Raw genomic sequence first — 12,701 nt, 5'->3', positions numbered from 1 at the left:
CGCTCCGGGGCTCAGGCCCCGCCCTGCGCGGCCGACTTGATGACGATCACCCGGTCGGTGAGCTGCAGCACGGCGGCCTCCGGCTCGGTGTAGTTGAGCACCCGCCGGCCCCGGACCACCGCGACCACCAGTTCCTCGCACGCGCGCGGACTGTGGCCCGCCTCGGCCCGGGTGACCGGACGCTCGACCACGTCCAGCCCGTTCCCGTACGTCAGCAGGTCCTCCATCACCGCCCCGGCGTGCGGGCTGAGCATCGACAGCCCGAGCAGCCGCCCGGCCGAACTGGAGCTGGTGACCACGACGTCGGCGCCGCTCTGCCGCAGCAGGGGTGCGTTCTCGTCCTCCCGGACGGCCGCGACCACGGTGGCGCCCTTGTTCAGCTGCCGTGCCGTCAGGGTGATCAGCACCGCGGTGTCGTCCCGTTCCGGGGCGACCACGATCCGGGCCGCGGCGGGGACGGCGGCCCGCACCAGGGTGTCGGTCCGGGTCGCGTCGCCGACCACCCCGACCAGGCCGTGCTGCGAGGCGTGCTCGATCACCTTGCGCTGCGGGTCGACGACGACGATCTCCTCCGCCTTCACCCCCTGCCCGAGCAGGGTGTCGACGGCGCTGCGCCCCTTCGTCCCGAAGCCGATGACGACGGTGTGCTCGCGCACGGTGGACCTCCAGCGGTTCAACCGCCATTGCAGGCGGGTCCGTTCGGTGAGCACCTCCAGCGTGGTGCCGACCAGGATGATCAGGAACACCACGCGCAGCGGGGTGATCACGAAGATGTTGGTGAGCCGCGCGCCGTCGCTGTACGGGGTGATGTCGCCGTAGCCGGTGGTGGAGAGCGTCACGGTGGCGTAGTACGCCGCGTCCAGGAAGCTGAGTTCGCCGCCCGCGTTGTCGTGGTAGCCGGCCCGGTCGAGGTAGACGATCACCGAGGTGGCGACCAGCACGGCCAGCGCGACCAGCAGCCGTGAGCCGACCTGCCGGACGGCGGGCGCGGTGCGGCGCGCGGGCAGCACGATCCCGGCGTCCGCCCACGGCTCCGTCCCCGGCGCCGAGATGCGTCGCAACCTGCTCATGGTGCCTCCACCAGTTCGACGGTCTCCCCCGCGGCCGCCCCGCCGGGCGGGACGACGGCCAGGGCCTCGGCCCGGGCGAGGCCGCGCAGCATCGCGGGCCCGTCGAAGGCGAGCGGCACCACGCCCTCGGCGGTGCGCCGCACCGGTTGCAGCCGGGTGTCCACCGGGTGCCCGGGCAGCAGGACGGCCGCCGGGGCGAGCGCGGGCGCGCCGGGTGCCCGGCCACCGCGGGCGTGCAGCAGCGGCAGGGCCAGGGTGACCATGCCGGCGACGGCGGCGAGCGGGTTGCCCGGCAGGCCCACCAGGTGGCGCCCGCCGCTGAGTTCGGCCAGCAGCATGGGGTGTCCGGGGCGGACGGCCACGCCGTCCACCAGCAGTCGGGCGCCGGCCTCGGCGAGCGCCCGGTGCAGGAAGTCCACCGGACCGGCGGCCGTCCCGCCGGTGGTGACCACGACGTCGGCGGTGGAGTGCCGCAGGGCGTCCCGCAGCAGCCCGAAGTCGTCCTGGACGCAGCGGACTTCGGTCACGTCGGCGCCGGCCGCCCGCAGCCAGGGCGGCAGCAGCGGGCCGAGCGCGTCCCGGACCAGCCCGGGTCCGGGGATCCCGGTGTCGAGCAACTCGTCGCCGAGCACCAGCAGTTGGACCGCCGGCCGACGGCGCACGGCGAGCCGGTCGTGGCCGCAGGCGGCGGCCAGGCCGAGCACGGCCGGCCCGACCACCGTCCCCGCGGGCAGCAACTCCTCGCCCCGGCGGCACTCCTGGCCGCGCGGGCGGACGTCCTGGCCGGTGGTCAGCTGCTGGGGGCCGGTGTCGCGCAGCAGCGCGCCGTCCGCCCGGCCGTGTTCGCGGCGCAGTACGGCGGTGGCGCCGGGCGGCAGTTGGGCACCGGTGGCGATCTCGACGGCGCCGCCGTCGGCCAGCGGCGCCACCTCGGCGCGGCCGGCCAGCACCCGGCCGGTGACCTTCCAGGGCCCCGGCCCGGCGACCGCCCAGCCGTCCATCGCGGAGGTGTCGAAGGCGGGCAGGTCGGTGAGCGCGCCGAGCGGTTCGGCGAGGACGTGCCCGAGCGCCTCGGCCAGCGGCAGCCCGATCACCGGCAGCGGCCGCAGCCCGGCCCGGCGCGCGGCCTCCCGGGCGCGCGACCAGCTCAGCACGCCGGGGCCGGTGGCGGGAACGGTCACGGTGGTCCGTCCGACCTCGCTCACGGCTCCCCCGGGCCGTCGGCCGGACTCCACCGCTCGGCGAGCGCCGCGGTCCGCCGGGACGCCTCGGCCACGGCCTCCGCCCCGCCGCCCTGCTGCGCGGCCGCGTAGCCGATCAGGAAGGCGGTCAGCGGCGCGGCGGGCCGGGCCACCCCGTGCGCGACCACCCGGGCCAGGTCGAGCAGTCCCCGGACGTCCACGTCCAGGTCGATGCCCAGGTCGGCCTTGACCTCGGCGATCCAGTCTTCCAGCGTGCGCTCCATGCGCCCATGCTGCCCGATCGGCGGTTTCCCCGAGGTGTTCACCCCGTGTGCGGGGCGCGTCGTTCCCCTCACGACCGACGGCCCGGCCCGGTGAGGCCCGCTCAGCGCCCGGCCGCCGGTCAGGACTTCTCCCGCTCCCGGGCCCGTTCCAGGTCCTCCCAGGTGTCGCAGTCGTACGCGACGTTGTCGGTGTCGGCGACCCGCAGCCCGGGCAGCCCGCCGACCAGGCGGCGCAGCGGCTGCCCGGCCGGGTCGCCGAGCCCGGCGAGCGCGGCGCGCAGCGGGGCGGTGCGGTAGGCGGCGGCGAGCGGCTGGTCGCGGCCGCCCGCGTCGACCAGTACGGCGGCGTCGGCGTGCGGTCCGGCCCGGTCGAGGGCGGCGACCAGCCGGTCCACCGTACGGCGGTCCAGGAAGGGCAGGTCGGCGGCGAGCAGCAGCACGGTGTCCGCGGTGACCAGGTCGAGCCCGGCCGCGACGGCGGCGACCGGCCCGCCGCCGGGCGGCTGCTCCCTGGTCCAGCGGACGCCCGGGCGCGCGGTGGGCCGGGCGGGGCCGACCACCACGGTGGTCCGGGCACCGGTGCAGGCGGCGAGCACCCGGTCCAGCAGGGTGGACTCGCCGACGGTCAGGCCGGGTTTGTCGACGCCGCCCAGCCTCCGGGCCGCGCCGCCCGCCGGAACGATCACGTCGTACGGCGTCGTCATGCCGCCAGTATCCCGCCCTACCGGTCGGCCCCGTCCGGGCCGTCCCCGGCCGTCCCCTCTTCGTCCTCACCCTCGGCCCCGTCCTCGGCCCCGACCGCCGGAGCGGCGGCGGACCGGGCGGTGTTGGCGGCCGCCCCCAGGTCCAGGAAGGACGGCAGGGTCAGCTCCCCGTACCGCTCGTTCATCGCCGTGACCAGCGCCTCCGGGTCGTCCGGGTGCTCGGCGAGCAGCCGGTCGAAGTCCCGCAGGTACTCCCCGGTGAAGGCGAGCACCCGGGCCGCGTCGTCGCCCTGGTCGGGGGCGCGGTGCCCGGCGATCACCCGGTCCACGCCGAGGTCGGCGATCCGGCCGAGGTTGTGGCCCCAGGTGGTGCGCTGGGCCGGGGTGGTGTCGGCGGTCCACACGTGGGTGCCGTTGCAGACGAAGTCCCCGGCGATCACGGTCCGGATGCTCGGCACGTGGACGACCGTGGACTCCCCGCAGTCGGCCTGGCCGAGCAGCAGCACCGGGATGACCTGGCGGTCGAGCATCAGCGGCTGCGGCAGCAGCGGGGCGGGCACCAGCGGGTGGTCCGGGATGTCGTCGCCGTAGACCGGCTTCCACTGGGCGACCTTGGCCGCGACGGTGCGCCGGATGCCCTCGACCACCGCCGGGGCGGCCAGCAGCTGGGCGTCCGGGAAGAGCCTCAGCACCTCCTCGGCCCCGAAGTAGTGGTCCGGGTGCTGGTGGGTGACCACGACGGCGAGCAGCCGGCGGCCCTTGCCCGCGACCCATTCGGCCAGTTCGCGCCCGGCGCTGCGGGTGAGCTGGGCGTCGACGAGGATCGCGGTCTGCTCGCCGAGGATCAGCGTGGAGGTGGCGAAGAAGGACGACTCGGGCCCGGTGAAGACGGAGACCTCCAGCGGTCGGGCGGTCCGCCCGGCGTCGTCGGGGAGCCCGGCCGCGACGGGCTCGGCGTCCACCCGTTCCGCGCCGGCGCTCTCCTCGGGCGGGGACGACGTCACGGGCTGCTCCCTCTGGTCGGCGGTCGGACTTCCTGCGCCCTACAGCATGGGAGTACCGGCCGCCGATTGCGCGGAAGGCGCGCCCGGTGGGACGCGCCTTCGGGCGCACGTCACACCGCGGCCCGGGCGGCGAGCTCCTTGCCCCGGGCGGCGGCCAGTTCCAGGGCCTTGGCCTTGGACTCGGCGGCGACCGGGACGAACTCGGCCAGCGCCGGGACGCTCGCCGCCATGGTGAACTCCGGGACGATGAAGTCGACCTCCAGCCCGAGCCCGCCGGCCAGCACCTTCTCCAGGTAGGTGATGACGAACTCGAACGGCTCGCGCGGGGCGCCGGGGCCGTACGAGCCGCCGCGGGAGGCGACCACGGTGACCGGGGTGCCCTTGGCGGAGGGCTGCTCGCCGGCGGTGCGGCCCATCAGGACCACCTGGTCCAGCCAGGCCTTGAGGGTCGACGGGATCGTGAAGTTGTACATCGGAGCGCCGATCAGCACGGCGTCGGCGGTCTCCAGCTCGACGATCAGCCGCTCGCGCAGCGCGAAGGCGGCGGCCTGCTCTGCGGTGCGCGCCTCGGCCGGGAGGTATCCGGCGGTGATGCCGGCGGCGTCCAGGTGCGGCATCGGGTCGGCGGCGAGGTCGTGGTGGACCACCGTGCCGCCGGGGTGCTCGGCCTCCCAGGCGGCCCGGAAGGCGGCCGTGACCTCGCGGGAGACGGAGCCGTCGGTGAGCGCCGAGGAGTCGATGTGCAGGAGCGTGGGCATGGCGGTCCTCCAGAGAATTAGTAGCTGCCTTTTCCCTTGCAGCTGCAACTAAGGTAGCAGCTTACTTTTCCGCAGTCACTAGTGCCCGGTCGAGTACGCTGGATCCATGGCCGAGCCCGAGGTAGTGACCGACGCAGTACCGACCGCGGTCGACGCGTGCGCCGCCCCTGCCGTCCGCGGCGGCTGCGCCAACGTCGACCTGGCCCTCAACCGGGTGTTCACCCTGCTCGGCAAGCGCTGGACCGGCATGCTGCTGGGCGTGCTCAACAACGGCGGACCGGCCTACTTCTCCGAGCTGCGCCGCGCCGTACCGGGCATCAGCGAGCGGATGCTCTCCGACCGGCTGACCGAACTGACCGAGGCCGGGCTGGTCGTCCGCGAGGTCGACCCCGGCCCGCCGCTGCGGGTCAGCTACCGGCTCACCGAGGGCGGCGTCGCCCTGAAACCGGCCCTCAACGAGCTGGCCGTCTGGGCCGACCGCTACCTGCCGGAGAGCGCCCTCCGGGGCGGCTGCTGACCGGCCGGCCTAGACAGCCGGTCGCCCCCGGGTACGACGAAGGGCCCGTCCGCCGTATCCCGGCAGACGGGCCCTTCGCACGATCGGGGGCGGCTCAGCCCTTCGCGGCACCGCCGCGCGCCCGGGACACCCGGTCGGCGACACCCCAGGAGGTCACCCGCCAGAGCGCCTCGACCACGATGCCGCGGCTCATCTTGGAGGCCCCGAGCTCGCGCTCGACGAAGGTGATCGGCACCTCGGCGACCTTGAAGCCGGCCTTCACCGTGCGCCAGGCCAGGTCGACCTGGAAGCAGTAGCCGGCCGAGGCCACCTCGTCCATGCCCAGGCCCAGCAGGGTCTCCTTGCGGAAGGCCCGGTAGCCGCCGGTGACGTCCCGGATCGGCACGCCCAGCATCAGCCGCGAGTAGGTCGAGCCGCCGCGGGAGAGCAGCAGGCGCGACTTCGGCCAGTTCACCACCCGGCCGCCCGGCACCCAGCGCGAGCCGAGCACCAGGTCGGCGCCGCGCAGCGCGCCCAGCAGCCGGTCGAGCTCCTCGGGCTGGTGCGAGCCGTCCGCGTCCATCTCGACCAGGACGTCGTAGCCGTTGTCGATGCCCCAGCGGAAGCCCGCGAGGTAGGCGGCGCCCAGGCCCTCCTTGCCCTTGCGGTGCAGGACGTGGACGTTGCCGTCCTCGGCGGCCAGCTTGTCCGCCAGCTCGCCGGTGCCGTCGGGGCTGTTGTCGTCGGCGACCAGCACGTGCGCCTCGGGCACCGCGGCACGGACCCGGCCGACGATCCGCTCGACGTTCTCCGCCTCGTTGTAGGTCGGGATGATCACCAGGACCCTGCCGAGATCAGCAAAACTCTGCTGGTTCACGGTCACGTACAAACCTCTCGGCCGATGGCGGGGAGTGTCAGAACACCGTCGCCCGCACTCTGGAACGCGGCCCCGCCGACAGCCCGCCGACGGGATGACCACGGTGGAGAATGCTGCGGGGGGCGGATACTACTGCGTCCTGGCATTCTACTACCGCGCCCGGGAACCGCTGGTCGGACCACGGCACTCCCCCCTGATGCCCACCGTTTCCCCGCGGGCGACCCAGGTCAGCTAGGGTCGATGCCCTTGCCCGGGCCCGGACCGCCCGCACCGCCGGGCCCGCACCGCCGGCCCGGACCCGGGACGTCCGGGGCAGCCCCGTCAGCGAAGGAGTAGGACCGCGCGCATGGACAGGCTCGTCAACACCGTCCGCCCGTACGCCTGGGGGTCGCTCACGGCCCTGCCCGAGTTGCTCGGCCAGGAGCCGACCGGCGAACCGCAGGCCGAGCTGTGGATGGGCGCCCACCCCGGCGACCCGTCCCGGGCCGACCGCGGCGAAGGCCCGCGCCGACTGGACGAGCTGATCGCGGCCGACCCCGAGGGCGAGCTCGGCGCGGCGAGCGTGGCCCGGTTCGGGCCGAGCCTGCCGTTCCTGTTCAAGGTGCTCGCCGCCGGCATCCCGCTGTCCATCCAGGCCCACCCCACACCGGACCAGGCCCGGGCCGGCTTCGCCGCCGAGAACGCCCTCGGCATCGCGCCGGACGCCCCGGAGCGGAGCTACCGCGACGACAACCACAAGCCCGAAATGGTGTGCGCGCTCGGCGACTTCGAGGGCCTGTGCGGCTTCCGCCGGCCCGCCGGGGCGGCGCAGCTGATGGCCGCCCTCGGGGTGCCCGGGCTGGACCCGCTGATCGCACTGCTGGCGGTCGGCGAGGACGGCGGCCCCGAGGCCGAGGCCGAGGCGCTGCGCCGCACCCTGGCCACCCTGCTCACCCTGGACGACGAGACCGCCGCACGGACCGTCCGGGAGACCGTCGCCGCGCTGGCCGGCACCGACCCGGACGGCCCGCACGCCCCGTACGCCCGGATCGCGAAGGACTTCCCGGACGACCGCGGCGTGATCGCCGGCCTGCTGCTCAACCACGTCCGGCTGCGGGCCGGCGAGGCGCTCTACCTGGGCGCCGGGGTGCCGCACGCCTACCTGTCCGGCGTCTGCGTGGAGCTCCAGGCCAACTCGGACAACGTGCTGCGGGCCGGCCTCACCCCCAAGCACATCGACGTCCCGGAACTGTTGAAGGTCGTGCTCTTCGAGCCCGGCGCCCCCGAGGTGGTGCACCCCGTCCCGGTCGAGGGCACCCCCGGCGAGCGGCTCTACCCCGTCCCGATCGACGAGTTCCGGCTGTCCCGCTTCCAACTGGACGGCGTGCAGCGGGAGATCGACGGCCGCACCCCGCAGATCCTGCTCTGCACCGAGGGCGCCGTCCGGCTCACCGCCGCCGACGGCGCCGTACTGGACCTCGCCCGCGGCCAGTCCGCCTTCCTCCCCGCCACCGGCACCCCGACCCGCCTCTCCGGCACCCCCGGCACCCTCTTCCGGGCCACCGTCACCGTCTGACGGCGGCCACCGCCCGGCCCGCGGTAGGACGGATCGGTACGACGAAGGGCCCGCCCCCGGTGGGGCGGGCCCTTCGTCGTACTCAGCGGGTCAGCGGCCGGACGACCCCGCGCCGACCTCGACCGGCACCGGCTCCTCGGCCCGGGCCTGAGCGCCGACGGGCACGCCGGTCGCCGCCGGTCCGGCCGGCGCCCCGAAGGCCAGCGGCGGCAGGTCGCCGCCCGGCCAGCGGCGGTCGACCCACTTGCCCACCTTGCGGCCCAGCTTCTGCACCGGGAGCTCCACCAGCTTGTACATCAGCCAGCTCACGACCATGATCACCGCGAGGTACTCGACCGTCCAGAGCACCTTGCCGCCGGTCGTCGGGGGCACCTTGGGCACGTTCAGCAGGTCGTGCAGGGTGTGCAGCACCGGGACGTGCAGCAGGTAGAGAGAGAAGCTGATCCCGCCGAGCCAGGTCAGCGGCTTCGGGAAGCGGCGCTTGCGCAGCGCGAAGCCGATCCCGAAGGTGATCCAGGCACCGAGGTAGGAGCCGACCCAGGCCCGCGGTCCGGCGGTCCAGGTGTTGTTCTCCATCCCGCTGTGGTTGTAGAAGAAGCCGACGGCAATGCCCGCGGCGATCACGAAACCGCAGCACAGCACGGCCTGGAGCCGGTCGATCTGGCCCCGCTCGGCGCGGTAGACCACGGTGCCGGCGAACATCGTCGCGAAGATCATCAGGGTCTCGAACATCGGCGCCCGGCTGTTGTTGTACATCAGCACGAAGGCCAGCACGCCGAGCGTGATCGCCCCGATCCGGGTCAGGTTCGCCCGGCCGCTCAGCACACAGCCGAAGGCGAAGAGCACGATCAGCACGACGCCCCAGACCAGGTTGTGGGTCGAGGCCGCGTCGACGGTCATGGTGTGGGAGGCGATCGAGGTGCCGAAGATCAGCGCCACGGCGGCGAAGGCCACCGCGACCGGTCCGCTGCGACGGTGCTGTCCGACCGCGAAGAGCGCGGTCACCATGTAGTAGAACGCCATCTCGTAGCTGAGCGTCCACATCACGCCCAGGCCGTTCCAGACGCCCATGAAGTCCTGCAGCATGGTCGCGTTGGCGGCCACGGCCACGTAGTTGTGGCCGGTGGCGAAGAGCGCGACCGAGCCGTCACCCTTCGGGATGATGGCCAGCGCCACCGCGATGCCGATGATCACCGGCGGCCAGAGCCGGAAGAAGCGCCCGATCCAGAACGCCCGCACGTTCCCCCGGCGCTCCAGCGAGGCCGGGATGATGTAGCCGCTGACCAGGAAGAACAGCATCACGCCGTAGAGGCCGAGGTCCCCGTGCCACCAGATGAAGGCGGCCAGCCGGTCCGGCAGCAGCTTCAGGACGTCGAAGTGGTGCAGGGCGACCACGAGGGCGGCCACGCCGCGCAGCGCGTCGAGCCAGCCCAGCCGGGCGGCTGCCCCGCCAGGCTGGGCCTGCGCGCTTCCCCCGGCCTTGCGGGCGGACAGCTGTCGTATCGTCTTCACGCAGGGACAGTAGTCCATCGCACCACCGCCCCGTCCTCCGGCGCCGTACGGGCCCGGGCCACCTCGGCGGACCATATTCGGTTGACCCCCTTCCGGCCCTCGGCTGGACTGTCGGCGGCCCGCGCACCGTGGGCCGTACCCAGGGGAGGGCGCAGCAGCGATGGAGATCCGTTCCACGACCGAGAAGGACCTCGACGTCTTCGTCGACACCGTCCACGCCGCGTTCGGCCGCTTCCCGGAGGCCCGGGCCGAGGACGGCAGCGGGGTCTGGTGGTCGGCGATCGAACCGGAGCGCGGCCTGCTCGCGGTGACGGACGACGGGCGTCCGGTCGGCACCGCCGCCGCGTACTCCTTCGAGCTCACCCTGCCCGGCGGGGCGCTCACCCCGGTCTCCGGAGTGAGCTTCGTCGGCGTCCTGCCCACCCACCGCCGCCGGGGCGTACTGACCGCGATGATGCGGCGCCAGCTCGCCGACCTGCGGGCCCGCGGGGAGTTCCTGTCCGTGCTGCTGGCCTCCGAGCCCGCGATCTACGGCCGGTTCGGCTACGGCCCGGCGACGTACACCGGGCGGTTGACGGTGCCGCGCCACCGGGCCGCCTTCACCGCCCCGCGGGCCGGCGGGGGCACGGACACCGGCTCGGTCGAGCTGCTGCGGCGCGCCGACTGCCGGGACCTCCTGGAGGAGGTCTACGACCGCTACCGCCGCGCCCGGCCCGGCGCGCTGTCCCGCCCGCACCGCTGGTGGGCCCTGGGCGCCGGGCAGCCCCCGGTCGCCGCGGCGCCGCGCTACATCGCCGTCCACCGCGACGCCGCCGGCACCCCGGACGGCTACGCCAGCTACTCCCTGGACGGGGACACCCTGACGGTGGACGAGACCGTCGCCGTCGACGACGCCGTCACCTCGGCCCTGGCCCGGTTCCTGCTCGGGCACGACCTGGTCGACCAGGTCGTCTTCAAGCACTTCCCGGCCGAGCACCCGCTGCGCTGGCAGCTCGCGGACTTCGGCGCCGCCCAGGTGGGCAACAGCAGCGAGTGGCTCTGGGTCCGGCTGCTGGACGTCCCCCGGGCGCTGACCGCGCGCGGCTGGTCCGCCGACGGCGAGCTCGTCCTCGACGTGGACGACCCGTTCCTCGGCGAGCGCGCCCGCCACCTGCTGACCGTCCGGGGCGGCGAGGCCGTGTGCGTCCCGACCGACCGGGAGCCCGACCTCACGCTGGACGTGCGGGACCTGGGCGCGGTCTACCTCGGCGGCACCCCCGTGGGCACGCTGGTGCGGGCCGGGCACGTCCGGGCCCACCGCCCGGAGGCGGTCGCCCTCGCCGACGCCCTGTTCCGCACCGAGCGCCCGCCGCACTGCCTGTCCTGGTTCTGACCGGCCACCCCGACCGCACCGGCCGCCCCGCCCCGGGCGTCAGTCCCGGGTCATGTCGACGAAGCGCGAGTAGTGGCCCTGGAAGGCGACGGTGATGGTCGCGGTCGGACCGTTACGGTGCTTGGCGACGATCAGGTCGGCCTCGCCCGCGCGCGGGGACTCCTTCTCGTAGGCGTCCTCGCGGTGCAGCAGGATGACCATGTCGGCGTCCTGCTCGATCGAGCCGGACTCGCGCAGGTCGGAGACCATCGGCCGCTTGTCGGTGCGCTGCTCGGGACCACGGTTCAGCTGGGACAGCGCGATGACCGGCACTTCCAGCTCCTTGGCCAGCAGCTTGAGGTTACGGGACATGTCCGAGACCTCCTGCTGGCGGTTCTCGGCCCGGCGGGAGCCGCCGGACTGCATCAGCTGGAGGTAGTCGATGACGATCAGCTTGATGTCGTTGCGCTGCTTGAGCCGGCGGCACTTGGCGCGGATCTCCATCATCGACAGGTTCGGCGAGTCGTCGATGAACAACGGCGCCTCGCTGACGTCCGGCATCCGGCGGGCGACCCGCGTCCAGTCGTCGTCCGTCATGTTCCCGGAGCGCATGTGGTGCAGCGCGACCCTGGCCTCGGCGGAGAGCAGGCGCATGGCGATCTCGTTGCGGCCCATTTCGAGCGAGAAGATCACGCTCGGCAGCTTGTGGTGGATCGAGCAGGCCCGGGCGAAGTCCAGCGCCAGGGTGGACTTGCCCATCGCGGGGCGGGCCGCGATGACGATCATCTGGCCGGGGTGCAGCCCGTTGGTGAGCGCGTCGAAGTCGGCGAAGCCGGTCGGCACGCCGGACATCTGGCCGTTGCGGGAGCCGATCGCCTCGATCTCGTCGAGGGCGCCCTCCATGATGTCGGCGAGCGGCGCGTAGTCCTCGTTGGTGCGCTGCTCGGTGACGGCGTAGATCTCCGCCTGGGCGGCGTTGACGATCTCGTCCACGTCGCCCTCGGCGGCGTAGCCCATGCCGGCGATCCGGGTGCCGGCCTCGACCAGGCGGCGCAGCACCCCGCGCTCGGCGACGATCTGGGCGTAGTACTCGGCGTTGGCCGCGGTCGGGACGGAGTTGACCAGGGTGTGCAGGTAGGCGGCGCCGCCGACGCGCTGGAGCTCGCCGCGCTTGGTGAGCTCGCCGGCCACGGTGATCGGGTCGGCCGGCTCGCCGCGGGCGTACAGGTCGAGGATCGCGCCGTGCACCATCTCGTGCGCGGGCCGGTAGTAGTCGGCCGGCTTGAGCACCTCGACCACGTCGGCGATGGCGTCCTTGGAGAGCAGCATGCCGCCCAGCACGGACTGCTCTGCCGCGAGGTCCTGCGGGGGGACGCGTTCGAAGCCGTCGACGCCGCCGTGGCCCTCGTCGTCCCTGCGGTCGTCCCGGCCGCCGCCCTTGCCGTTCTTGCCGCCCCTGCCGTTGAAGTCGCCGCCGCCCTTGCGGAAGCCCTCGCCCCGGTTGCCGCCCTGACCGCCGCCGCCACCCTGGCCGCCGCGGTTGCGGGAGACCGGCAGCCGGTCGCCGGGACCGTCCGGGAAGGGGGCGTCGTCGAAGGCGCCGGCCGGGAAGGGGTCCTCGGCGGTCTGCCAGTCCTCCTCCGGCGGCGGGGCGTCGTGGTCGTCGTACTGGGGGCCGGTCACGCGTGTTCCCCGATCAGCGAGTGGTGCGAAGTTGGAGCGGGCCTTGCCGGTGGCTGGGTGGAGCGGAGCCGCTCCTCTTTGTACGCCACGGCCCCGACAAATCGGACGCCGGGGCCGGTGGGAGTGTCGGGTGGAGGGCCCACGCTAAGGCGCCGGACGCCCTCGCGCCAAGGCGGTTATCCACAGGGGGTGTGGACGAGCGGCCCCGGGCTGTGGAGAACTGCCG

Annotated in this window: 10 protein-coding genes and 2 pseudogenes; 3 read left to right on the top strand and 9 right to left on the bottom strand. The window is 74.3% G+C overall.

Translation table 11 applies throughout. The annotated features are described in order from the left end of the window. Positions 1-11: 11 nt before the first annotated feature. The 6 genes and pseudogenes from ACFY2K_RS08830 to ACFY2K_RS08805 form a co-directional block, all read right to left on the bottom strand. Entirely contained in the window at positions 12-1,070 is a 1,059-nt protein-coding gene (locus tag ACFY2K_RS08830) for a potassium channel family protein (protein WP_380523782.1), read from the bottom strand. After that, positions 1,067-2,275: a molybdopterin molybdotransferase MoeA gene (locus tag ACFY2K_RS08825; RefSeq protein ID WP_387710386.1), complete on the bottom strand. Its 1,209-nt coding sequence runs from the start codon at positions 2,273-2,275 to the stop codon at positions 1,067-1,069. The genes ACFY2K_RS08830 and ACFY2K_RS08825 overlap by 4 nt, the downstream gene beginning before the upstream one ends. Beyond that, positions 2,272-2,553, bottom strand: a pseudogene (locus ACFY2K_RS08820) (DUF6457 domain-containing protein); the annotation flags it as partial. The pseudogene ACFY2K_RS08820 and the gene ACFY2K_RS08825, both read right to left, overlap by 4 nt. Positions 2,554-2,666: 113 nt before the next feature. Further along, positions 2,667-3,239: pseudogene (locus ACFY2K_RS08815) on the bottom strand (molybdenum cofactor guanylyltransferase); the annotation flags it as partial. Between the two features lie 17 nt (positions 3,240-3,256). Further along, entirely contained in the window at positions 3,257-4,243 is a 987-nt protein-coding gene (locus ACFY2K_RS08810; protein WP_380523778.1) for an MBL fold metallo-hydrolase, read from the bottom strand. Positions 4,244-4,353: 110 nt separating this feature from the next. Beyond that, positions 4,354-5,001 carry an FMN-dependent NADH-azoreductase gene (locus ACFY2K_RS08805; protein ID WP_375882860.1) on the bottom strand — a complete coding sequence of 216 codons (648 nt, stop codon included), beginning with the start codon at positions 4,999-5,001 and terminating at the stop codon, positions 4,354-4,356. 106 nt (positions 5,002-5,107) lie between these two features. Here ACFY2K_RS08805 and ACFY2K_RS08800 point away from each other — a divergent pair, with 106 nt between their 5' ends. Beyond that, entirely contained in the window at positions 5,108-5,518 is a 411-nt protein-coding gene (locus tag ACFY2K_RS08800; RefSeq protein WP_375882862.1) for a winged helix-turn-helix transcriptional regulator, read from the top strand. Positions 5,519-5,612: 94 nt separating this feature from the next. Here the strand turns inward: ACFY2K_RS08800 and ACFY2K_RS08795 are convergent, their stop codons facing one another. Continuing rightward, positions 5,613-6,380: a polyprenol monophosphomannose synthase gene (locus tag ACFY2K_RS08795; protein WP_380523775.1), complete on the bottom strand. Its 768-nt coding sequence runs from the start codon at positions 6,378-6,380 to the stop codon at positions 5,613-5,615. Between the two features lie 340 nt (positions 6,381-6,720). Here ACFY2K_RS08795 and manA point away from each other — a divergent pair, with 340 nt between their 5' ends. After that, positions 6,721-7,929 (top strand): mannose-6-phosphate isomerase, class I, encoded by a 1,209-nt coding sequence (manA, locus tag ACFY2K_RS08790; RefSeq protein WP_380523773.1) that lies wholly within the window; start codon positions 6,721-6,723, stop codon positions 7,927-7,929. A 90-nt stretch (positions 7,930-8,019) separates the two neighbouring features. Here manA and ACFY2K_RS08785 read toward each other — a convergent pair whose 3' ends face one another. After that, positions 8,020-9,441, bottom strand: coding sequence for an acyltransferase family protein (locus tag ACFY2K_RS08785; protein ID WP_387710383.1), 1,422 nt, complete (start codon positions 9,439-9,441; stop codon positions 8,020-8,022). A 160-nt stretch (positions 9,442-9,601) separates the two neighbouring features. On the opposite strand from ACFY2K_RS08785, the gene ACFY2K_RS08780 reads away from it, so the two are divergent. Then, the gene (locus tag ACFY2K_RS08780) at positions 9,602-10,813 is read left to right on the top strand and encodes a GNAT family N-acetyltransferase (protein WP_380587539.1); all 1,212 of its coding nucleotides are present in this window, start codon (positions 9,602-9,604) and stop codon (positions 10,811-10,813) included. Between the two features lie 39 nt (positions 10,814-10,852). On the opposite strand, the gene dnaB is transcribed toward ACFY2K_RS08780, so the two are convergent. After that, on the bottom strand, positions 10,853-12,349 hold the full coding sequence (dnaB, locus tag ACFY2K_RS08775) for a replicative DNA helicase (protein ID WP_375882933.1): 1,497 nt from the start codon (positions 12,347-12,349) through the stop codon (positions 10,853-10,855). Positions 12,350-12,701: the final 352 nt, after the last annotated feature.

This window comes from Kitasatospora sp. NPDC001309, from assembly GCF_042896295.1.
GTDB lineage: Bacteria > Actinomycetota > Actinomycetes > Streptomycetales > Streptomycetaceae > Kitasatospora.
Note: the sequence above shows the minus strand (reverse complement) of the source record. Positions and strands in the feature narration are given on the sequence as shown.

Bases quoted from the DNA above. Each gene is read 5' to 3' on its own strand.
- manA (WP_380523773.1), top strand. From the start codon at position 6,721: ATGGACAGGCTCGTCAACACCGTCCGCCCGTACGCCTGGGGGTCGCTC.
- ACFY2K_RS08805 (WP_375882860.1), bottom strand. From the start codon at position 5,001: ATGCCCACGCTCCTGCACATCGACTCCTCGGCGCTCACCGACGGCTCC.
- ACFY2K_RS08830 (WP_380523782.1), bottom strand. From the start codon at position 1,070: ATGAGCAGGTTGCGACGCATCTCGGCGCCGGGGACGGAGCCGTGGGCG.
- ACFY2K_RS08780 (WP_380587539.1), top strand. From the start codon at position 9,602: ATGGAGATCCGTTCCACGACCGAGAAGGACCTCGACGTCTTCGTCGAC.
- ACFY2K_RS08800 (WP_375882862.1), top strand. From the start codon at position 5,108: ATGGCCGAGCCCGAGGTAGTGACCGACGCAGTACCGACCGCGGTCGAC.